This window comes from Cupriavidus sp. UYPR2.512, from assembly GCF_000379565.1.
Classification (GTDB): Bacteria; Pseudomonadota; Gammaproteobacteria; order Burkholderiales; family Burkholderiaceae; genus Cupriavidus.
This window is the reverse complement of record NZ_KB903166.1, coordinates 1-21,564: the sequence shown is the minus strand read 5'-3', so window position 1 is coordinate 21,564 and position 21,564 is coordinate 1. Positions and strand designations below refer to the sequence as shown.

20 protein-coding genes are annotated in these 21,564 nt (G+C 66.5%); 9 read left to right on the top strand and 11 right to left on the bottom strand.

Going from position 1 to position 21,564, the window contains the following annotated elements:
- Window positions 1-92 precede the first annotated feature (92 nt).
- From A3A5_RS0129700 to A3A5_RS0129680, 5 genes are read right to left on the bottom strand one after another with little or no spacing between them, the layout of a single operon-like run.
- Window positions 93-1,538, bottom strand: a complete 1,446-nt coding sequence (locus tag A3A5_RS0129700) for an FAD-binding oxidoreductase (RefSeq protein ID WP_026201259.1) — start codon at window positions 1,536-1,538, stop codon at window positions 93-95.
- A gap of 25 nt (window positions 1,539-1,563) precedes the next feature.
- Entirely contained in the window at window positions 1,564-2,373 is an 810-nt protein-coding gene (gene hpaI, locus A3A5_RS0129695; protein WP_018314080.1) for a 4-hydroxy-2-oxoheptanedioate aldolase, read from the bottom strand.
- 35 nt (window positions 2,374-2,408) lie between these two features.
- The gene (locus A3A5_RS0129690; RefSeq protein ID WP_018314079.1) at window positions 2,409-3,881 is read right to left on the bottom strand and encodes an NAD-dependent succinate-semialdehyde dehydrogenase; all 1,473 of its coding nucleotides are present in this window, start codon (window positions 3,879-3,881) and stop codon (window positions 2,409-2,411) included.
- A gap of 34 nt (window positions 3,882-3,915) precedes the next feature.
- Complete coding sequence (locus tag A3A5_RS0129685) at window positions 3,916-5,439, bottom strand: UxaA family hydrolase (protein WP_018314078.1); 1,524 nt, start codon at window positions 5,437-5,439, stop codon at window positions 3,916-3,918.
- A 23-nt stretch (window positions 5,440-5,462) separates the two neighbouring features.
- Window positions 5,463-6,479, bottom strand: a complete 1,017-nt coding sequence (locus tag A3A5_RS0129680) for a tripartite tricarboxylate transporter substrate binding protein (protein WP_018314077.1) — start codon at window positions 6,477-6,479, stop codon at window positions 5,463-5,465.
- Window positions 6,480-6,622: 143 nt separating this feature from the next.
- On the opposite strand from A3A5_RS0129680, the gene A3A5_RS0129675 reads away from it, so the two are divergent.
- From A3A5_RS0129675 to A3A5_RS0129660, 5 genes are all read left to right on the top strand, one after another.
- Window positions 6,623-7,558 carry a LysR substrate-binding domain-containing protein gene (locus A3A5_RS0129675; RefSeq protein WP_018314076.1) on the top strand — a complete coding sequence of 312 codons (936 nt, stop codon included), beginning with the start codon at window positions 6,623-6,625 and terminating at the stop codon, window positions 7,556-7,558.
- A gap of 188 nt (window positions 7,559-7,746) precedes the next feature.
- Window positions 7,747-7,893 carry a DUF3096 domain-containing protein gene (locus A3A5_RS42280; RefSeq protein WP_013952956.1) on the top strand — a complete coding sequence of 49 codons (147 nt, stop codon included), beginning with the start codon at window positions 7,747-7,749 and terminating at the stop codon, window positions 7,891-7,893.
- A 51-nt stretch (window positions 7,894-7,944) separates the two neighbouring features.
- Window positions 7,945-8,106, top strand: a complete 162-nt coding sequence (locus A3A5_RS43660; RefSeq protein ID WP_157637317.1) for a hypothetical protein — start codon at window positions 7,945-7,947, stop codon at window positions 8,104-8,106.
- Window positions 8,103-8,621 (top strand): hypothetical protein, encoded by a 519-nt coding sequence (locus A3A5_RS42910; RefSeq protein ID WP_018314075.1) that lies wholly within the window; start codon window positions 8,103-8,105, stop codon window positions 8,619-8,621. Before A3A5_RS43660 ends, A3A5_RS42910 begins: the two co-directional genes overlap by 4 nt.
- Before the next feature lie 304 nt (window positions 8,622-8,925).
- Window positions 8,926-10,020, top strand: coding sequence for a branched-chain amino acid aminotransferase (locus A3A5_RS0129660; RefSeq protein WP_018314074.1), 1,095 nt, complete (start codon window positions 8,926-8,928; stop codon window positions 10,018-10,020).
- Window positions 10,021-10,044: 24 nt separating this feature from the next.
- On the opposite strand, the gene A3A5_RS0129655 is transcribed toward A3A5_RS0129660, so the two are convergent.
- A complete protein-coding gene (locus tag A3A5_RS0129655) occupies window positions 10,045-10,788 on the bottom strand; it encodes a sulfite exporter TauE/SafE family protein (RefSeq protein WP_018314073.1) in 744 nt (247 codons plus the stop codon).
- Window positions 10,789-11,209: 421 nt separating this feature from the next.
- Between A3A5_RS0129655 and A3A5_RS0129650 the strand changes: the two genes are divergently transcribed.
- Genes A3A5_RS0129650 through A3A5_RS42275 form a run of 3 tightly spaced genes read left to right on the top strand, consistent with a single transcriptional unit; the run spans window position 11,210 to window position 13,804 of the window.
- Window positions 11,210-12,643: a cytochrome ubiquinol oxidase subunit I gene (locus A3A5_RS0129650; protein WP_018314072.1), complete on the top strand. Its 1,434-nt coding sequence runs from the start codon at window positions 11,210-11,212 to the stop codon at window positions 12,641-12,643.
- 4 nt (window positions 12,644-12,647) lie between these two features.
- Window positions 12,648-13,655, top strand: coding sequence for a cytochrome d ubiquinol oxidase subunit II (gene cydB, locus A3A5_RS0129645; protein WP_018314071.1), 1,008 nt, complete (start codon window positions 12,648-12,650; stop codon window positions 13,653-13,655).
- Window positions 13,655-13,804 (top strand): DUF2474 domain-containing protein, encoded by a 150-nt coding sequence (locus tag A3A5_RS42275; RefSeq protein WP_018314070.1) that lies wholly within the window; start codon window positions 13,655-13,657, stop codon window positions 13,802-13,804. The genes cydB and A3A5_RS42275 overlap by 1 nt, the downstream gene beginning before the upstream one ends.
- A 25-nt stretch (window positions 13,805-13,829) precedes the next feature.
- Here the strand turns inward: A3A5_RS42275 and A3A5_RS0129635 are convergent, their stop codons facing one another.
- The 5 genes from A3A5_RS0129635 to A3A5_RS0129615 form a co-directional block, all read right to left on the bottom strand.
- A complete protein-coding gene (locus tag A3A5_RS0129635) occupies window positions 13,830-14,594 on the bottom strand; it encodes a fumarylacetoacetate hydrolase family protein (RefSeq protein WP_018314069.1) in 765 nt (254 codons plus the stop codon).
- 92 nt (window positions 14,595-14,686) lie between these two features.
- Window positions 14,687-16,135: an MFS transporter gene (locus A3A5_RS0129630; RefSeq protein ID WP_026201257.1), complete on the bottom strand. Its 1,449-nt coding sequence runs from the start codon at window positions 16,133-16,135 to the stop codon at window positions 14,687-14,689.
- Window positions 16,136-16,244: 109 nt separating this feature from the next.
- The gene (locus A3A5_RS0129625) at window positions 16,245-17,771 is read right to left on the bottom strand and encodes an amidase family protein (RefSeq protein ID WP_018314067.1); all 1,527 of its coding nucleotides are present in this window, start codon (window positions 17,769-17,771) and stop codon (window positions 16,245-16,247) included.
- Window positions 17,772-17,866: 95 nt separating this feature from the next.
- The gene (locus tag A3A5_RS0129620; protein ID WP_018314066.1) at window positions 17,867-19,171 is read right to left on the bottom strand and encodes an MFS transporter; all 1,305 of its coding nucleotides are present in this window, start codon (window positions 19,169-19,171) and stop codon (window positions 17,867-17,869) included.
- Window positions 19,172-19,291: 120 nt separating this feature from the next.
- The gene (locus A3A5_RS0129615; RefSeq protein ID WP_018314065.1) at window positions 19,292-20,512 is read right to left on the bottom strand and encodes an alanine--glyoxylate aminotransferase family protein; all 1,221 of its coding nucleotides are present in this window, start codon (window positions 20,510-20,512) and stop codon (window positions 19,292-19,294) included.
- Between the two features lie 180 nt (window positions 20,513-20,692).
- Here A3A5_RS0129615 and A3A5_RS0129610 point away from each other — a divergent pair, with 180 nt between their 5' ends.
- A complete protein-coding gene (locus tag A3A5_RS0129610) occupies window positions 20,693-21,412 on the top strand; it encodes a GntR family transcriptional regulator (protein ID WP_018314064.1) in 720 nt (239 codons plus the stop codon).
- The last annotated feature ends 152 nt before the right edge of the window (window positions 21,413-21,564 follow it).

The following is a 21,564-nucleotide window of genomic DNA, read 5'->3' as shown; positions in this document are numbered from 1 at the left end:
GCGCGTTCTGGATACCTGACACCTTAGCCCAGATGGGCGATTCATGCCACGCGCGCCCCTGCCCGCGTTCCGCCACATGGAAGGACAGTGTGTTATTGCACCGGTGTCGGCAGCACCTTGCCCGGATTGAGCAGGTTCAGCGGATCAAGCGCCTGCTTCACCTGCCACATCAACTCCAGTTCCACTTGGGACTTGTAGCGCGTCAGGTCATCGCGCTTGGCCACCCCGATGCCATGCTCGGCCGAGATCGAGCCGTTTTCCGCATGGGCCATGCCGTCGACCAGCGCCGAGACCCGCTCATACCATTGCGCCAGGAACTCTTTACCTGGCTGATCCTTGGGACGCAGCGGGTTGAAGTGCACATTGCCGTCGCCCATGTGGCCGTAGATCACCATGCGCGCGTCCGGCACCAGTTCTAGCACTCTGGCCGAGGCTTCCTCGACAAACGCGGCGATGCGCGACAGCGGCACCGAGACATCGCACTTGATGCTGCCGCCGGTGCGGGTCTGCGCGTCGGAGATCTCTTCGCGGATGCGCCAGAAGGTCTGGGCATCGGACAGGCTGGCGGCCACGGCGGCGTCGAGCACCAGGCCCTGGCTGAAGCCGGATTCGAGGATCTCCATCAGCGTGGCGTTGAGGCTCTCCGCATCGGTGCCGGAGGTGAGCTCGATCAGCACCATCCAGTCGTGTTTGTCCTGCAGCGGGGAAGCCACGTTGCCAAGATACTCAAGCACCAGTTCCAGCGCGGGCCGCGAGATCAGCTCGAACGCGGTCACGGCCTGGCCGGACAGGCGCTTGGCTTCGCCCAGCAAGGCCACGGCCGCGGCGGGGTCCTGCACCGCGACAAAGGCCACTGCGCTGCTGCGGGGCTGCGGCATCAGCTTGAGCACGGCGCCGGTGATGATGCCAAGCGTCCCTTCAGCGCCGACGAACAGGTGCTTGAGGTCGTAGCCGGTATTGTCCTTGCGCAGGCCGCGCAGTGACGAGTAGACACGGCCATCGGGCAGCACCACCTCGATGCCTAGCACGAGGTCGCGCATATTGCCGTAGCGCAGTACCGCGGTGCCGCCGGCATTGGTCGACAGGTTGCCGCCGATCTGGCACGAGCCTTCCGAACCGATGCGCAGCGGGAACAGGCGCTGCCCCGCCTCGGCAGCGCTGCGTGCGGCGCTCAGCGTGACGCCGGCCTGCACGGTCATGGTGTCGTTGATGGTGTCGATGCCCAGCACGCGGTTCATGCGGCTCAGGTTGACGACCACCGCGGTGCCGCTGTCATCCGGCACGGCGCCGCCCATCAGCGAGGTATTGCCGCCCTGCGGCACCACCGGCACACGCTGGGTGTGGCACCACTGCAGCACCTGGCTGACCTCTTCCGTCGATGACGGCAGCACCACTACCTGCGCCTGGCCGCGGTAGATGCCGCGGTAGTCGGTGACGTAGGCCTGCATGTCGGCGTCGCCGCTGCGGCAGGCGTTGGCGCCGACGATGGCCTGCATCGCGCGCAAGGTGGTGTCTGGGGTCGGGGTTTCGGCTGGCATGTGTGTAAGGCGAAGGAGATACGGGTCAGTACGCGGCGGAGGGCTTGTCTGCGGCGGGAGCGTCTGCGGGCTGCGCACGGAACGATGCGGCAAGCTTGCGCGCGGCGTTGGCGTACAGCATCACGTCCACGCCCGTGGCCACGAAGGTGCAGCCCAGTTCGAGGTAGCGGCGCGCCAGCGCCGGGTCCGACGTCAGCGTGCCGGCGGCCTTGCCGCTGGCGATGATGGTACGCATCGCGCCTTCGATGGCGGCCTGCACCTCCGGGTGACCGGGGCGGCCGCGGTGGCCCATCGAGGCGGCCAGGTCGGCCGGGCCAATGAAGACGCCGTCGATGCCGTCCACCGCGCAGATGGCGTCCAGGTTCTGCAACGCGGTGACGGTTTCAGCCTGCACCAGCAGGCAGATCTCGCTATCGGCCACGTCGAGATAATCGGTGCGCGCGCTCCACTGCGAGGCGCGCGCAATCGCGCTGCCCACGCCGCGGACGCCTTGCGGCGGGTAGCGCGTGGCGCCGACCAGCGCGCGCGCCTGCTCCGCGGTATCCACCATCGGCACCAGCAGGCTGCGCGCGCCGATGTCGAGCAGTTGCTTGATCAGCGGCACTTCGCCGGCCACGGCGCGCACCACGGGCTGGACCGGGTATGGCGCCACCGCCTGCAGCGCGTGCAGTGTCGAACGCAGGTCGTTGGGAGCGTGTTCGCCGTCGATCAGCAGCCAGTCAAAGCCTGCGGTGGCCGACACTTCGGCCAGGTACGGCGTCGCCATCGACAGCCACAGGCCGATCTGCGCCTGGCGGGCGGCCAGCGCGGTCTTGAAGGGATTGTTTGCGGGCATGGTGTTTCCTGTTCGATGATCGATGCGCCGGCGCTTCAGCTGAGCTGGCCCTGGCAAAGGTACTTGGTATGCATGTAGTCGTCCAGCCCGTGGCGCGAGCCCTCGCGCCCGTAGCCGGATTCCTTGACGCCGCCAAACGGCGCCGCCTCGGCCGCGATCGCGCCCTCGTTGATGCCGACCATGCCGGTTTCCAGCGCCTGCGCCACGCGCCAGATGCGGCGGATGTCGTTGGAATAGAAGTAGGCAGCCAGGCCGAACGGGGTGTCGTTGGCGTCGCGGATCACCTCGGCTTCATCGCGGAAGCGGAAAATCGGCGCGACCGGGCCGAAGGTCTCTTCGCACGACAGCTCCATCGCGGGGGTCGCACCGACCAGCACAGTCGGCGCGTAGTAGTGCGGGCCATCGGCGGTGCGCACGCGCTTGCCGCCGGTGACCACGCGCGCGCCCCTGGCAACGGCGTCGTCCACATGGCGCGCGATCTTGTCGACGGCGCGGGCATTGATCATGGGGCCGATCTGCGCGGCGTCTTCCGTGGCCGGGCCGACATGGAGCGCGCCAACGCGCTGTGCCAGGCGCTCGACAAAGGCGTCGTGCACGGTCTCGTGCACGTAAACGCGGTTCGGGCACACGCAGGTCTGGCCGCCGTTGCGGAACTTGGACGCCATCAGGCCATCGACCGCGGCATCGAGATCAGCGTCCTCGAAGACGATGAACGGCGCGTTGCCACCCAGTTCCAGCGACAGCTTCTTCAGCGTGCCCGCCGATTCGCGCGCGAGGTGCTTGCCCACCGGCGTGGAGCCCGTGAACGTGATCTTGCGCACGCGGATATCGGCCAGCCAGGCATCGACCACGCCGGGCGTGCGCTCGCGCGAAGCCGTGACGATGTTGAGGACGCCCGCCGGCATGCCCGCCTGCTGCGCCAGCCATACCAAAGCCAGCGCGGTCAGCGGCGTGTCCTCGGCGGGCTTGGCCACCACCGTGCAGCCGGCGGCCAGCGCGGGGGCGATCTTGCGGGCGATCATCGCCAGCGGGAAGTTCCACGGCGTGATCGCCGCAACGACGCCCACCGGTTCCTTCAGCACCAGCAGTTTGCGGCCCGGCACGGCTTCCGCGACGATATCGCCGCAGATGCGGGTGGCCTCTTCGGCAAACCACTCGACGTACGACGCGCCGTACTGCACCTCGCCGCGCGCTTCCTTCAACGGCTTGCCCTGCTCAGTCGAGATGATGCGCGCCAGGTCTTCCTGGTGCGTGAGGATCAGCGCGTGCCAGCGCTTGAGCAACTGGGCGCGTTCGCGCGCGGGCCGGCGGCTCCAGGCGGGGAACGCCGCCACGGCGGCTTCAACGGCAAGGCGCGCATCGACACCATCACTGTCCGGCACGTTGGCGAAGGCCTCGCCGGTAGCAGGGTCGGTGACCGGCAGGCGGGCGCCAAGGCCGGCATCGCGCCAACGGTCGTCAATCAGGTTCTGGCTGCGCAGCAGCGCTTGCTCGGAAAGAGTCAGCATCAGGGTAGAGGGAGAGAGATTTGCGGGACGCGGCCTAGCTGACGATGCCGAGGTGCCACGGCACGAACTCGTTGTCGCCCAGGCCCAGCACCTCGCTCTTGGTCGGCTCGCCGGAGGCCGCGCGCAGGATATATTCGAAGATCCGCTGGCCCATCTGCGGCACGCTCAGCTCGCCGTCGAGCACCAGCCCGCAGTTGATGTCCATGTCTTCTTCCAGACGGTTGTACATCGCCGAGTTGGATGCAAGCTTGATCGTCGGCGCGGGCTTGGAGCCGAACATCGAACCGCGGCCCGTGGTAAAGCAGATCAGGTTGGCGCCGCTGGCGATCTGGCCGGTGACGGCCACCGGGTCATAGCCGGGAGAGTCCATGAACACAAAGCCGGCCTGGTCGATCGGCTCGGCGTATTCGTACACCGCCTGCAGCGGCGTGGTGCCGCCCTTCATGGCCGAGCCCAGCGATTTCTCGAAGATATTGGCCAGGCCGCCCTGCTGGTTGCCGTGGCCGACCACGCCGTTGAACTGCGCGTTGTGGCCGGCGGTGTAGCGCTCCCACCAGGCGAGGCGATCCAGCAGCTTCTGGCCGACCTCGGGCGTCACTGCGCGGCGCGTGAGCATAAACTCAACACCATGGATTTCCGGCGTTTCAGACAGGATGGCGGTGCCGCCATGGCGCACCAGGATATCCATCGCCGCGCCCAGCGCCGGGTTGGCACTGATGCCGGAAAAGCCGTCCGAGCCTCCGCACTCCAGCCCGATCTTCAGGTGGCTGGCGGGCACCGGCTGGCGCGCCGCGGCGTTGGCCGCGGGCAGCATCGATTCGATTGCGCGGATGCCGGCCGCGATGGTGGCACGCGTGCCGCCGGTATCCTGCATCACCAGCGTATGCACCGCGGGGCCCGGCTCCAACCCCTGCGATTCCAGCAGCGACGCCACCTGGTTGCGCTCACAGCCCAGGCCGACGATCAGCACGCCGGCCAGGTTGGGATGGCGCGCGTAGCCGGCCAGCGTGCGGCGCAGCACGTCGAAATGCTCGCTCGGCGACGACATGCCGCAGCCGCTGGTCTGCGCAAAGGCCACCACGCCATCGACATTCGGATAGGCCGCCAGCCGCTGCGGCGTGAAATGCGCGGCGATCTGGCGGATCACGGTGGACGAGCAATTGACCGACGACAGGATGCCGATGAAGTTGCGCGTCCCCACGCGCCCGTCCGGGCGCACAAAGCCGTTGAAAGTTGCGCGCTGGGCCTCGGGCACGTAGTCCACCGGCCGCACATCCTGGCAGAACGCCGGGTCGCGGTAGAAATCGACCAGTGTCAGGTTGTGCGAATGCACGTGGTCGCCCTGGGCGATATCGCGCGCGGCCACGCCGATGACGGTGTCGAACTTGCGCACCGGCGTGCCGGCCGCGATGGCGCAGGCCGCGATCTTGTGGCCGGCCGGCACCTGCGCGCGCACGCGCACGGCGGGGTCGGCCAGTTGCTGGCCAAGGCTGAGGTCGCTGCGGGCGACCAGCACGTTGTCGTTGGCGTGCAGACGGATGACGGGATTGGGGTTCACTTGGACTTGGCCTTCGGCAACAATCAGCCTTGCTGCAGCAGTTCTTTCAGCTTGAGGCGCTGGATCAGCTGGGTTTCCTGGTCATAGACACTGGCCACGTACTTCTTGTAGTCGGGACCGTCCAGGTACATCACGGGCGCATCCAGGCGCGCCGCCACCTGCTTGAACTCGTTGCTGGCCACCGCGGCGCGGAAGGCGTCGCGCAGCTTCTTTTCCACGGCGGGCGGCAGGCCCTTCGGGGCGCCGATGCCGTTGGGCGCTTCCACCACCACGTTGTAGCCCAGTTCCTTGAGCGTCGGCGTGTCCTTGAAGCGGGTCGCGCGCTGTTCGCCCCAGGTGGCCAGCAGGCGCAGCTTGCCGGCTTCCACGTGCGGCGCCCATGAGCTGGAATCGGCCAGCAGGTCCACCTGCCCGGCCAGCACGTCCTGCAGCGCGGCAGCGCCGCCCTTGTAGGCAATGGCATTGAACTGGATGCCCGCGGCCAGCGCGAACTGCTCCATGCCGACGTGGGTAGCGCCGCCGATGCCGGCGTGCGCATAGGTAATCTTGCCGGGGCTGGCCTTGGCCGCGGCCACCACGTCCTGCAGCGTCTTGTAGCGCGAGTTGGCCGGCACGGCGATGCCGAAGGTCTGGCCCGAGGTGCGCGCCAGGTAGGTCAGCTCGCTGCGCGGATCCAGCTGCAGCATGCCGAGCTGCGCGAAGCGCGTCACCGAGATCGGGATCTGGCCGATGGTGTAGCCGTCCGGATTGGCGCGCGCCAGGGCCTTGGTGCCGATCATGCCGGAGGCGCCGGCGCGGTTCTCGACGACGATCGACTGCTTGAGAATGCCGCCGGCCACCTGGCACAGCGCGCGCATCGACTGGTCGGCAGTGCCGCCCACCGGCCACGGGCAGATAAAGGTGATGGGACGCTCGGGATACCCGGCTGCCAGCGCGCGCGCAGCAGGCAACAGCACACCGGCAGCGCCGGCGGCAGCACCCGCAGCGGCTCCGATGAGCAGGCGGCGGCGCTTGGAATCGATAGGGAAACCTTGGATCATTTGCGGGTGTCTCCGATGTTCTGATTATCGGCGGGACCGGCGCAGCCAGCCTCGTCATGCCCGCATTCTGTCGCTCCGTTACATAACAATCCAATCGAAAATCGGCATTGCTTCATAACCTACCGGTTAGGTAGACTGCCGGGATGGTACAGATCGACCGCGCGCTGCGCTCCAATATCAAGCTGCGCCACCTGCAACTGCTGGTGGCGCTGGATGAGTTCCGCCACTTGGGCCGCACCGCGGAATTCCTGTCGGTAAGCCAGCCGGCGGTATCCAAGGTGCTGACCGAAGTCGAGAAAATGCTTGGGCTGGCGCTGTTCACGCGCTCCACCCGCGGCACCGAGCCCACCCCCGCCGGCGAATCCCTGGTGCGCTTTGCGCGCTCGGTGCTGGCGCAGTACGAGCAGACCCGCGAGGAAATTGCGGCCGTACAGAGCGGCGCCTCCGGACGCATCCGCGTGGGTTCGATGGGCGCTGCGCTGCCGGTGCTGCTGGCGCAGGCCGTGGGAATGCTCAAGGAGCGCCACGCGCGTGCCACCGTGCTGGTGGAGGAAGGCGACCTGACCCATCTGCTACCCAAGCTGCGGCTGCGCGAACTCGACCTGATCGTGGGCCGATTGGAGCCGGGCTATGCCGCGCCGGACCTGCTCACCGAAGCACTCTACGAAGAACCCATGGTGATAGTGGTCCGGCGCGGCCACAAGCTGGCGCGCAAGGCCCGCCCGAGCTGGGCCGACCTGGCCGCGATGCCGTGCGTGCTGCCGCCGCCGTGGGCATCGCTGCGCGTGAAGATCGAACAGGCGTTCTATCGCCACGGCCTGCACCCGCCGCAGGATGTCATCGAGACCTCGTCCTACCTGGCCCAGGCCACCTTTGTCGGCCAGCGCGGGGCGGCCGGCTTCATGGCCGAGTCGGTTGCCTTGTCGCTGCAGGAGGAAGGCAGGCTGCAAGTGCTGAAGATGGAGGTACCGGTCGACCTGCCGCCGGTGGGCATCATCACGCTGCGCGAGCGCGCACCGTCGATCGGCACCGACCAGCTGGTGGCGTGCCTGCGGGAAGCCGCTGCGGCGCGCGCCTAGCGTCCTCGGCGCGCCCAGCCGCGCGGGCAAGAAAACTGGCCACCAACGCGCCCGCCTGGCGTTTCCTTCGTACGCTGTCGCATTGCAATCCCACACACGTTGGCATACGCTGGATTATTGACAAATAAGCAAGCGCCCGTAGCCGCCGGCGGAATTACCGTCCGATCACGCCAATCCATGGAGTCATCGTGAATATCATCACCAGCGCTGGTCCTCTCATTTCCCTGATCGCTGGGATCCTGATTCTTGTCATGCCGCGGCTGCTTAACTACATCGTCGCCATTTACCTTATCGTCATCGGCCTGCTCGGACTGTTTGGCGGACATCTGCGCTGATGTGGACACGGTGTCCTGTTTCGTTTTTCCACCCCACGACAAAGAACCAACATGCGAACCCCGCATGAAATCGCCGCGCTACTGCTGCTGGCGATGCGCAGGAGATCCACGACCTCGGACCCGAGCAATTGGCAGCTTACTGGTCCAGACAAGAAGGTGATCGGGTTCGCCGGCCTGCATCCTGAGCAATCAAAGATTCGCAAAGAGGCATGAAGCGCTGGCTGGTGGCCGCGAGCCTGATTTGCCTCGCTGCGTGTGACCACCGGCCCGCTGGTCCAGCGCGATCCGGCGCAACAGCGTCTGCCTCCTCAGCGGCGCCAGCCTCATCCGCCGAGGCACCTTCCCCTACCGCCCTTAAGTGGAATGAGTTCAAAGCTAAGGCTGGCTTTGATGAGGCCACTCCAGAAGAACAAGTTCTTATCTGGGAAATCTACCGGGACCAGTTCCTGCCCACTATTGCGGCCGACCAAGGCGACACCCTCGATGAAATGACACGCCGGTTCGAAGCTCAGGTGCCCCGTCCGACGCAAGGCGATGCCGGCGGCGAACGGTTCTTAGGCTCCCGCTGCACCCAGGACTGCTCAGGACATGAAGCGGGCTATTACTGGGCGGCTGACAACGATATCTCCGATCCGGACGATTGCACCGGTGACTCCCAAGCCTTTGTTGAGGGCTGCCAGGAGTATGCCGAGGAGCGCCGAGAGTCCGGCAGCAACCTCGAGCATTGAGTCCTCGGGATCACCGCATTCGTCGCGCCGGGCAGGCTGAGAGGTGAAGCATGACTAACTTCAACCGTGGAGTCGCCGGTCTGGGCCTGCGCGGCTTGGGGCGACGCTGCTGGTCAGCTGATCTCCGGCATATGGCAGTCCTTGGAGTCCCGGATTCCAGGAGCCAAGCAAAAGACAACCACGGTGGTTTGCGTCGTGCACCGAGGTATAATCCACGGCCTGTGCTGGCGGAAAACCCTCCACAGCAAGCTGTATCCAGGCCGAGAGCATCGTCGGTGCTAAAGCCATCCTATGACACTGAAACATGAGCACTGACAACCAACTGAAGTTCACCGTGGAGCGTCACCCCAACCCCACGCCGGCCGATCAGATCGCTGCCAGTCTGGTTGATCCCGTCTTCGGACGCGTCTTCACGGACCACATGGTGACGATCCGCTGGACCGAAGGCCGCGGCTGGCATGACGCCAAGGTGGAAGCGCGCCGTCCGTTCCAGCTCGACCCGGCCTGCGCCGTGCTCCACTACGCCCAGGAGATCTTCGAAGGCATGAAGGCCTACCGCGGCGCCGACGGAAAGATCTCGCTGTTCCGCCCCGGGGAAAATGCCAAGCGTTTCCGCGCCTCGGCCGCCCGCATGTCGATGGCCGACCTTCCGGAAGACGTGTTCCTGCAGGCCGTCGAGGCCCTGGTTGACATCGACCGGGACTGGGTCCCTGGCGGTGACGGCAGCCTGTACCTGCGCCCGTTCATGTTCGCCGCGGAAAGCTTCCTGGGCGTGCGTGCGGCGGCTGAGTATATTTTCTGCGTGATCGCATGCCCGGTTGGCGCGTACTTCAAGGGCGGAAAGTCGGCGGTGACGGTCTGGGTGTCTGACCAGTACACGCGCGCCGCCTCTGGCGGCACGGGCGCAGCCAAGTGCGGCGGCAACTATGCCGCCAGCCTGATCGCCCAAACCGAGGCGTCGGCAAATGGCTGCGACCAGGTCGTATTCCTCGACGCCGCGGAGCATCGCTGGATCGAGGAACTGGGCGGGATGAACGTGTTCTTCGTGATGGACGACGGCTCGCTGCTGACGCCGCCGCTGGCCGGCACCATCCTGCCGGGCATCACGCGCGCCTCGATCATCCAGCTGGCGCGGCATGAGGGCATGACGGTGACCGAGGCCCCCTACGCGTTCGAGGCCTGGCGTGCCGATGCCGCCAGCGGCCGCGTCAGGGAAACCTTTGCCTGCGGCACGGCTGCAGTAGTCACCGCGATCGGCCAGGTGCGCCATGCCGGTGGCGAGTTCACCATCGGCAACGGCGGCGAAGGCGACGTTACGCGGCGCCTGCGCACCCTGCTGACCGGCATCCAGCGCGGCAAGGTGGCGGACACGTTCGGGTGGGTGCACCACATCGCCTGAGACCCGCTGACTCCCGGCAGCAGGCTACAGCAGTTCCGGCAGCGACGACACCAGCAGCGCCACGCCTGATGCCGTCAGCAGGATCAGCACGATCTTGCGGAACGTGGCCTCGCTGATGCCGAGGTAGAGCCGCGTGCCCAGCAGCGTGGGCACCAGCATCGCGGGCGCCACCACCAGGAACATCGGCAGCATCTCACGCGTGACGATGCCCTCGCCCACATAGGCGGCCATCGTCATGGCCAGGGTGGCGAGGTTGAAGTTCTGGATCACGGCGCGCTGCTCGTCCTTGTCAAAGCCGCGCAGCGTGCACCACAGCGTGGGGATCACGCCGGTAAAGCCGCCGATGCCGCCCATCACGCCGCCGGCAGCGCCGGCCATGCCATCGGCCACGCGCCCGCCCACGCCGATATGCGGCAGCCGGCGCGCCATCAGCATCACCGGGCACCACAGCGTCAGGAAGGCGCCGAGCACAGCCTTGAACCACTGCGCGTCGAGCACCGGCAGGATCGCCACGCCCAGCGGAATGCCAACCACGCCGCCGGCCACGAACGGCCACAGGCGCCGCCACGACAGCCCGCGGCGCACCGACGCTGCCGCCAGCAGCTGGCCGGTGAGCGCGCCGAACACGGTCATGGCCGCGGCCAGCCGCGGCTCGATCGCCCAGGCCCAGAACGACATCGCCACCATGCCGAAGGCAAAGCCCGACAGCCCCTGGACAAAGCCGGCTACGGCGGCGCCGGCAATCACGATCAGCAAGGTGGAATCCATGGCTGGCGGGGCCGCGTCAGGCGGTGGCGGACGCGATGTTCAAAGGCTTATGGGAAGCGCATAACTATGCACTTCCTGGTCCGATTTGTCAGTGGCTCCCTCTGTTGCGCCGCGCAAAACTGATACGGTATTTTTGCAATGATGTGATGCTGTTCCGTTCATCGTGGCGCCGTTAACATGGTCGCCATCGGACAAGGGTACGGTGCCACATGAAGCGGCGCCGGCGGCACGGGTGCGGCGATATGTCACCCACACGCCACCGGCAGCACGCTGCCCTTTGCTGCGCGCGCGGCGTACACTACGCTTTACCGCACGCGCCTACGGCCCGCGCCCTGGCGCACCTGCCGACCGGCCCGGCCTGCCAGACGGCAGTGCCGCGCTCGTCCAAGGCGTGCGCCAGGCCAGCGCCACGGAGAACACAATGTTTGGTTTGACCGCGCTCGACCTCGCCCGCACCCAGTTTGCCTTCACGATTTCCTTCCACATCATTTTTCCGGCGATCACCATCGGCCTGGCTGCCTACCTGGCGGTGCTGGAAGGCTGCTGGCTGCGCACGCAGCGCACGCATTACCGCGACCTCTACCACTTCTGGTCCAAGATCTTTGCCGTCAACTTTGGCATGGGGGTGGTGTCCGGGCTGGTGATGGCCTACCAGTTCGGCACCAACTGGAGCTTCTTCTCGGAATTCGCGGGCAGCATCACCGGGCCGCTGCTGACCTATGAGGTGCTGACCGCCTTCTTCCTGGAGGCAGGCTTTCTCGGCGTGATGCTGTTCGGCTGGAACCGCGTCGGTCCGGGGCTGCATTTCTTTGCCACGGTGATGGTGGCACTCGGCACGCTGATCTCGGCCACGTGGATCCTGGCCTCCAACAGCTGGATGCAGACGCCGGCGGGGTTCGAGATCATCAACGGCCGCGTGGTGCCGACCAACTGGTTCGAAGTCATCTTCAACCCGTCGTTCCCCTACCGCCTGGTGCATATGAGCGTGGCGGCGTTCCTGGCCACGGCGCTGTTCGTCGGCGCGTCCGCCGCCTGGCACCTGCTGCGCGGGCGCGACAACCCCGCCATCCGCAAGATGCTGTCGATGGCGATGTGGATGCTGCTGATCGTCGCGCCCATCCAGGCCGTGATCGGCGACATGCACGGCCTGAACACGCTCAAGCACCAGCCCGCCAAGATCGCCGCACTGGAAGGCCACTGGGAGAACAAGGGCCATGAAGGCCTGCCGCTGCTGCTGTTCGGCTGGCCCGACATGGCGCGCGAAGAGACACGCTTCGCGGTCGAGGTGCCGCGCCTTGGCAGCCTGATCCTGACCCATACCTGGGACGGGCAGATCAAGGGCCTGAAGGAGTTCGCGCCGCAGGACCGGCCCAATTCCACCATCCTGTTCTGGTCGTTCCGCGTGATGGTGGGGCTGGGGCTGCTGATGATCCTGCTGGGCCTGTGGAGCCTGCTGCTGCGCAGGGGCGAGCGCATGTACCGCTCGCGCGGCTTCCTGCATATGGCGCTGTGGATGGGGCCCGCCGGCCTGATCGCCATCCTGGCCGGCTGGTTCACCACCGAGGTCGGGCGCCAGCCGTGGGTAGTCTACGGGCTGCAGCGCACCGCCGACGCGGTGTCGCCGCACGGCGTGCCTGAGCTGGCGGTGACGCTGGCGATCTTCGTGGTGGCGTATTTCTTCGTGTTCGGCGTGGGCATCGCCTACATGATGCGGCTGGTGCGCAAGGGCCCGGCGCTGGAAGAGCCCAAGCCGCAAGGCGGCCCCGGACGCGAGCATACGCCGGCACGGCCATTGTCAGCGGTGGATGACGATGAAGCGCTCGCCCCCGCCACCGCTGCACGCACCCGGAGCTGACACCATGGGCATCGACCTCTCGCTTCTCTGGATCGTCATCATCTTCTTCGGCGTGATGATGTACGTGGTGATGGACGGCTTCGACCTGGGCATCGGCATGCTTTACCCGTTCGTGCCCGGCCGGCATGACCGCGACGTGATGATGAACACGGTCGCACCGGTCTGGGACGGCAACGAGACCTGGCTGGTGCTGGGCGGCGCCGGGCTGCTGGCGGCATTCCCGCTGGCGTATTCGGTGGTGCTGAGCGCGCTCTACCTGCCGCTGATGATGATGTTGCTGGGCCTGATCTTCCGCGGCGTGGCGTTCGAGTTCCGCTTCAAGGCCAACGACCGCGAGCGCCCGGTGTGGGACGCCGCCTTCATCCTGGGCTCGGCCACGGCCAGTTTCTTCCAGGGCGTGGCGCTGGGCGCCTATATCGACGGCATCAAGCTGGAGGGCCACCGCTTTGCCGGCGGCCCGCTGGACTGGCTCACGCCTTTCCCGCTGTTCTGCGGCGTGGGGCTGATGGTGGCCTACACGGTGCTGGGCAGCACCTGGCTGATCATGAAGACCGAGGGCGACTTGCAACAGCGCATGATCAAGCTGACCGGCACGCTGGCGTGGCTGCTGCTGGCGGTGATCGCCGTGATCAGCCTGTGGACGCCGCTGACGCACCCGGAGATTGCCGAGCGCTGGTTCAGCCTGCCCAACCTGTTCTGGTTCTCGCCGGTGCCGATCCTGGTGGCGCTGTGCATGTTCATGCTGATGCGCGCGCTGCGGCACGAGCCCGATATCTCGCCGTTCATGTACGCGCTGGGGCTGGTGTTCCTGGGCTACAGCGGGCTGGCGATCAGCGTCTGGCCCAATATCATCCCGCCCGGGATCTCGATCTGGGACGCCGCCGCACCGCCGCAAAGCCAGGGCTTTGCGCTGGTGGGGGCGCTGTTCATCATCCCCTTCATCCTGATGTACACGGTGTGGGCGTACTACGTGTTCCGCGGCAAGGTGCGCCACGGCGAGGGCTACCACTGATGGATATGGATACACAGCGCTCGGGCCCCGGCACCTGGCTGCGCCGCGTCGGCTGGCTGGTGCTGATCTGGGCCGCCAGCGTGGCGGCACTGGGCGTGGCCGCGTGGGTGCTGCGGATCATCATGCAGGGCGTCGGCTTGCGCAGCTGACGCCCTGCGCTCAGGTCAGTTGACCTCAGAGCTGGACCGAGGCCTGGCCGATGCCATCGAACTCCGCAGTCACCAGGTCGTCTGCCGATGCATCCAGGATGCCGACCCAGGTGCCGGTGGTGACGACCGTGCCGGCCTCTATGCGTCGCCCGTCGCGCGTGGCGTGGCGCAGCCAGGCGACCAGTCCATAGGCCGGATCGCCCAGCGCGTGGGTGCCGCGGCGCTCGGTCGTTTGCGTGCCGATCTGCACCCGGCAATGCTGTGCCGCCCAGTCCCGCGCCGCATAGTCACGCCAATCGCCAAGCACCAGCGCGCCGTGGGACTGCAGGTCGGCCAGCTTCAGCAGCGCAGGCGCGGCGAGATACTGCCGCCAGCGCGAATCGACGACTTCGATCGACACCGCCATCGCATCGATCAGCCCCGCCGCGCCGGCGTAGTCGAGGGCGGCAGCCTGCGCGGCGTCAACATCCTGCCCCAGCCGCAACGCAATCTCCGCCTCGATGCCGCGCCATGTGAAAGGCCAGCCGCCGGCATGCGCGGGGCTGGTCCAGACCCCGGCCGGCGGCAGTTGGGCATGCGTCAGCACCGCCTCGCGCGAGGCCCCGCCGGATTTCCAGTAGCCGGCCCCTGTCGCTTGCCAGCCAAGCGTGCGGGCCACGGCCGACTGGACGGCGTAAGCCTGCTCCGCATTCTCAAGCAAGGTGGCAAATTGCCCTGCATCGGCGCAACCCTGTTCGCTACGCGCGCTGAGCAGGGCCTGCGCGACCCGATCGATATTGGAAGATGTCATGCCTTGGGTATGTCCTTGAAGGAGGGATGAACATTGCCCGGTATCCCGCTCCCGGCAAGCGCGCGCAGCACGCCGCCGGGAGCGGGCCGGTCTCAGGAGCCGCTGGCGTTGGCCGCGGCGCCACTGACCGCAGGCACGGCTTCGTCGTCGGCGGCGGTCTCGCCCATGGCGCGGCCGAAGGTTTCCGGCGCGAACTGCACGGCCAGCGCAAACACTGCGTACATCGCCGCGAGCATGCTGAACATGCCGCCAACGCCGTAGGTCTCGAACACGCGCCCGCTGATCAGCGGCGTCAGCGCCCCGGCCAGGGTGCCGAGCGCCAGGATCAGCGAGGTGCCGAACGCGCGGACGTGGGTGGGATACTGCTCCGGCGCGAAGATCCAGATCGACGTGTTCAGCAACACCACGCAGAACGTGAAGGCGGCGCCAAACAGCAGCACCAGGCCCACGTTATACGTCAGGAAGCCGAAGCACAACCCGGCCGCGCAGGCCAGCCCCGCGCCTATCGTCAGCACCCGCTTGCGCGGAATGTGATAGCCGCAGTACGACGCCGCCAGCGCGCCGAACAGGCTGCCGCTCTGCATCACCATGGTGAAGAGAAAGCTCTTGGAGATGGTGTAGCCCTGCGACATCAGGATGGTGGGCATCAGCGTCAGGACCGAGATCTGCGCGCCATATGTCATGGACACCGCAATGCCCAGCGCGATGGTGCGCCGTCCCAGTTTGCCCTTGAAGATGTCGCCCAGCCGCACCTTGGCGCGCGGCGCCTCGTCCTGCATCGCGGCCTTGATATAGGGCGTCGGCTCGACGTCGAGCTTGCCCAGGCGGCCGGATGCGAGCACCGACAGCACCCGGTTGGCCTCGTCCACGCGCCCCTTGGACAGCAGGAAGCGCGGCGTCTCCGGAATAAAGCGCCGGTAGAACACGACAAAAAATGCCGGCAGCACCAGGCAGGCAAACAGCCAGCGCCAGCTGTCCGGTCCCGGGAACATGGCGAATACCGCCAGGCCGAAGGCCGGCGCCAGCATATTGCCAAATCCGCCGCTGCCCACGCTGACCAGGCCCACCGCGGTGCCGCGGAAGCGCGTCGAGCACAGCTCGGCCAGCATGGTCACGGCGATCGAGATCTCCCCGCCCAGGCCGATACCGACGATAAAGCGGCCCGCCGCCAGTACGCCATAGTTCGGCGCCACCGCGCAGATGATGGCGCCCAGGGTGAACAGCAGCAGGTTGGCGCTCAGCATCGTGCGCCTGCCGTAGCGGTCCGCGATATAGCCGGAGCCGATGCGTCCCAGCGCGGCGGCGCTGAACGTCAGCGTATTGAGAAAACCAATCTGTGCCACCGAAATTCCCCACTGCTCGCGCAGCATCGGGCCGATCAGGCCGACGGCGTTCTGCTCGAACACATCGAACATCACGCCGAGCATGATCATGAAGATGATCTTCTTGTGCGAGGCCGTCACCCCGATGCCATCCATGGCCCGGTCCAGCTCATGCTGCTGTGGGGAATTCGGCGATTGAACTACAGTTTCTGCGCCCATCTTTGTCTCCTCCTCGGTTCGAGGTCGTCGCGCTATGTCCGCGACCTTGTCGCCGCCGTGTCCGGCTGGCCTTTGTAGAGCAGCGATAAAACTTCGTTCCGGCGCGCGCCTATTCCAGCGCGGGCGTCGAATGCGGTGGCCGGCGGGCGCGCAAGGCCTGCTCGGCCGCATACGCCAGGCGTATCAGCACGGGTTCCGTGAAGGGCAGGCCAAAGAGCTCCAGCCCGACCGGCACACCCTGGGGTGCATTGCCGTCCGGCGCCGAAAATCCGGCCGGAATCACGATGGCCGGAAAACCAGTGGCCGACGCGAGCACGCCGTTGCGCTCCGCCTGGGTCTCGCCGACCGGCACCACCAGGCGCCGCTGGTGCGGAAATGCCAGCGCGTCAAGCCGATGCCGCGCCATCAGCTCCTGCAGCCGCTGGCGCAATGCCTGCTGGCGCTGCAGGCGCTCGCGGTACTCCCCTTCCCGCTCGCTCAGCGCTGCCGCGGTGGCGAGGGTTCCCGCCACGCTTGGATGGACAGAACCGGCAGCGATGATGTCCTTCATCGATCGCACCGGGACGCCGGGAGGCAGCCCCGCCAGGTAGGCGTCGAGGTCGCGCTCCATCTCGTAGTGGTGCACAAGCGTGGACGCGAGCAGCTCGTCCGGGCTGATGACGTCTTCAATCGCGACCAGCTCGGCGCCATGTGCCGCGATGATGGCCAGCGCTTCCTGCATCACGGCGTTGACGGGACGGTGCACATCCTGGTCGCCGAAGAAATGGCGCAGCACGCCGATGCGCGCGCCCCTGAGTCCGTCGCGGTCAAGGCTGGCGGCATAGCTCGCCGGAATGTGGGGCGCACCCTCGCTGGTGACCGGATCGGCAGGGTCATAGCCGGCGATGACATCGAGCAGCAGCGCCGTATCGGCCACGGTGCGGGTGATCGGGCCGATGGTGTCCTGCGTCAGCCCGCAAGGGACCAGCCCCGCCCGGCTGATCAGCCCCATAGTCGGGCGCAGGCCGACAAGGTTGTTGGCCGAGGCCGGCGAGCGGATCGAATTGACCCCGTCGGTGCCGATGCCAAGCACGCCGAAGCTGGCTGCGATGCCGGCGCCGGTCCCGCCGCTGGAACCGCCGGGCGTGCGGGTCAGGTCATAGGGATTGAGGGTCTGGCCGGAAAAGGTGCTGACGGTCTCGCCACCCGAGGCAAGCTCGTGCAGGTTGGTCTTGGCCAGGACGATGGCACCCGCCTCGCGCAGCCGGCGGATGACGAAGGCATCGTCGGTGGACAGGTTGCCGCGCAGGCAGGCGGCGCCGGCGGTGGTTTCCATGCCGCCGCACTCGATGTTGTCCTTGACCAGCACCGGGATGCCATGCAGCGGCGCCAGCGCCTGCGATGGGTTGCGCCCAGCCATGGCGTCGATGCGTCCGGCCTCTTCCAGCGCCTGCGGGTTGCGCTGCAGGATGCTGCGCAGGGCGGGACCACTCTGGTCATAGGCCGAGATGCGCGCCAGGCATGCGCTGGCCAGTTGGCGCGCCGTCAGCCTGCCGTCGCGCATCGCGGCATGCGCGCCGGCAACGGTGGCTTCCACCACGCTGAACGGCGCGTGATGGCCAGGGCCGTCCGGCACTGGTTCGAAGGTGTTTGTCATGAGACCTCTCATGCGCCGGCATCGGGCGCCTGAAGTGTTGGCAATGTGGTGGGGATGGGGAGCGCCGCCCGGTGACAGCGCCCCGCTTCGTCCTGCTACCGGTTGACCAGCCTGGCCGGCAGTGTCCAGATGCAGAAGGCGCCCAGGGTCAGCATCCCGGCAATCATGAAGTAGGCGCTGTTGCCGCTCTGGGTCACGTCCCGCAGGTAGCCGATCATGTAGCCGCTGGTAAAACCGGCCAGGTTGCCGATCGAGTTGCTCATGGCGATGGCCGTGGCCGCCGCCGCGCCGCTCAGGAAGGCCGTCGGCAAGGACCAGAACAGCGGCGTGCAGGTCAGGATGCCGGCCGCGGCGAGCGACAGGAACACCAGCGACAGCGCCGTGTTGTGCATGACCCAGGGCAACGCCAGGAAGCCGATCGCGCCCATCATGCACGGGATGATCAGGTGCCAGCGCCGCTCGCGATGCTTGTCGGCACTGCGCCCGAAGAAGTACATCGCGACAATGGCCGCCATATACGGTATCGCGCTCAGCAAGCCGATATGGAACGGGTCGCTGACACCGGTCGACTTGATGAACGTGGGCAGCCAGAGCGTGATGCCGTACTGGCCCGTGACATAGCAGAAGCAGATCAGGCTGATCAGCCAGACGCGCGGATCGGTGAAGACCTTGCCGACGCGCGCCTGCGGGTCTGCCGCCTTGACGTCCTCCGCCTTGGCCTGCTCAAGCACGCGCTTTTCGTCGCTGGTGAGCCACTTGGCCTTGGCAATGGAGTTGTCCAGGTAGTAGAAGCAGAAACAACCCAGCAAGACCGCCGGCACCGCCTCGATGAGGAACATCCATTGCCAGCCGCCAAAGCCAGCCACGCCTGCCATGCTGCCCATCAGGTAGCCGGACAGCGGGTTGCCGATGATGCCGGACAACGGCGAGCCCATGCAGTAGATAGCCATGATCTTGGCGCGCCGGTGCGACGGGTACCAGCACGACAGGTAGTACACGATGCCTGGCGTGAAGCCGGCCTCCGCCAGGCCCAGCAGGAAGCGCAGCGTGTAGAACTGGGTTGGCGTCTCCACGTACGCGAAGCACGCGGAGAGTATCCCCCACGTGATCATGATCCGGCCGATCCACACCTTGGCGCCGAACTTGTGCAGTGCCAGGTTGCTCGGCACCTCGAACAGGAAGTAGCCGATAAAGAAAATACCGGCGCCCAGCCCGTAGACAGTCTCGCTGAAGCCCAGTTGCTGCGACATCTGGAGCTTGGCAAAACCGACGTTGACACGATCGAGATAAGCGATCAGGAAGCAGACCATCAGGAATGGCACCAGCCTCCAGCTCACCTTGCGATAGGTCGCATCCTCGAACGTCCTGATCTTTGCTCCCGCCTGCAGGGTTGTATCCACAGCGTCTCCTCTGTTTTTTTGTCAGGTACGGCAGTGCTGCGCTGATCCGTTGCGATCAGTCCGGCGGGGGCGTTGCGCACGCGCGGCGCCCGTCCCCGTCTCGGATGGCAGTGGCTCTCGTCAGGCGGCAGCCTTGAGCGGCAGCGGCGTGGCGTGCGCGGCGAGATAGTCCATGGCGGCAACGGTGCCGCTGCCCGCGAGCGCAACGCCCGAGATCTTCAGGCCCATCTCGCAGCCGGCCAGCGTGGCCATCAGCGTGAGGTCGTTGCAGTCGCCCAGATGGCCGATGCGGAACATGCGGCCCTTGACCTTGCCGAGGCCGGCGCCGAGCGACATGTTGAAGCGGTCATAGATGTTCCTGCGCACCACGTCCGCGTCGATCCCCTCGGGCATCATCACGCCGGTCAGCACCGGGCTGTAGACGGCGGGGTCTGCGCACTGGATCTCCAGGCCCCAGGCATTGACCGCGCGGCGGCAGGCTTCGGCCAGGCGCTGGTGGCGGGCGAAGACGTTGTCCAGCCCTTCCTCAAGGATCATGTCGAGGGCTTCAGACAGGCCGTAGAGCAGGTTCGTGCTGGGGGTGTAGGGCCAGTAGCCGGTCCGGTTCATCTCGATGATTTCATCCCAGCCCCAGAAGCTGCGCGGCAGCCGGGCCGTGCGGGAGGCTGCGATGGCCTTGGGCGACACCGCATTGAAGCTGATGCCAGGCGGCAGCATCAGGCCCTTCTGCGAGCCGGACACGGTCACGTCCACGCTCCACTCGTCATGCCGGTAATCGGCGGACGCCAGCCCGGAGATGGTGTCGACCAGCAGCAGCGCCGGGTGTCCGGCCGCATCGATGGCGCGGCGCACGGCGGCGATATCCGAGGTCACGCCGGTCGAGGTCTCGTTGTGCACGACGCACACTGCCTTGATCGCATGCGCGGTGTCGGCACGCAGGCGGGCCTCGATCATGTCCGCCTGCACGCCGTGGCGCCAGCCCTCAACGCCCGGCAGGCCGAGGAACTCGGGCCGGATACCCAGGTTCTCAGCCATCTTCTTCCACAGCGTGGCGAAGTGGCCGGTCTCGAACATCAGCACCGTGTCGCCAGGGCTCAGCGTGTTCGACAGCGCCGCTTCCCAGGCCCCCGTGCCCGAAGCCGGGTAGATCACCACCGGCTGCTCGGTCTTGAAGATCTTCTTGATGCCGTCCAGCACCTTGAGGCCCAGCGCGCCGAATTCCGGCCCGCGATGGTCGATGGTCGGATAGCTGATGGCACGCAGGATGCGATCGGGAACCGGGCTCGGTCCGGGGATCTGCAGGAAGTGGCGGCCGGCGGGATGGAAGTTGAGATTCAGCATTTGACTCCTCCTTTTGAGTTTTGAATGCAAAATACTTTATCAGAGGAGCGATGGGAAAACAGGAGCGATTGCGCGGAAATTATCTAACGTTTACCCCATAAAATATGGGTTTACGTGCATTTTTGAGCTCCGGTTAAGAGTCTGCTAAAATTGAACACAATTACGCAATAGGAATTTTGAATGCAAATTGCCGCCACTTCCGGCGCAGATTCGCCGGCCCCGGTACTCCCCAGGCTCGAACGGCAACGCTTGCACGACACCGTGGTGGCCCACCTGCGCACGTTCATCGTCGAGGGCACCCTGGAATCGGGCAGGAAGCTCAATGAGCGCGAACTGTGCGAAACCCTGGGCATCTCCCGCACGCCGCTGCGCGAGGCCCTGAAGGTGCTGGCGGCAGAGGGGCTGATCGATATCTCGCCCAACCGCGGGGCGACCGTATCGCGCCTGTCCACGGCGGAGATCCAGGACACGTTTGAGCTGATGAGCGGCCTGGAAGCCTTTTCCGGCGAACTGGCCTGCGAACGCATCACGGCCGTCGAACTGGCCGAGATCAAGGCCCTGCACTATGCGATGCTGGCCTGCCGTGCCAATGACGACCTGCCCGGCTACTACCGCATCAACCACCAGATCCATGACCGCATCAACCTGGCGGCCCGCAATACGGCGCTGCGCCAGACCTATTTGTCGGTGAACCGGCGGCTGCAGGCGCTGCGCTTCCGCTCCAACTATCAGAAGCCGAAGTGGGACAGCGCCATCCGCGACCACGAAGAGATGCTGCAGGCACTTGAAGCGCACGATGGCAAGCGCCTTGCCGCCATCCTGCGCCAGCACCTGCTGGACAAGCGTGACGCGGTGCTGCTGATCCAGGCAGGCGATGCCGGCGCCACGCCGCAGACTTAGAACCCGTTTCAGAATGAAAAAGGGGCCCGGCAGCAGCCTTCCCTTCGGGTTCAAGCCAGGCGCGGCGCATGCGTCGTTACGGGCCTTGACCTTGGAATGACCAAGGCCGGCGGCCCGCGCCTAGCCTGCGCCGCGCCTGGCTTGAACGCGTC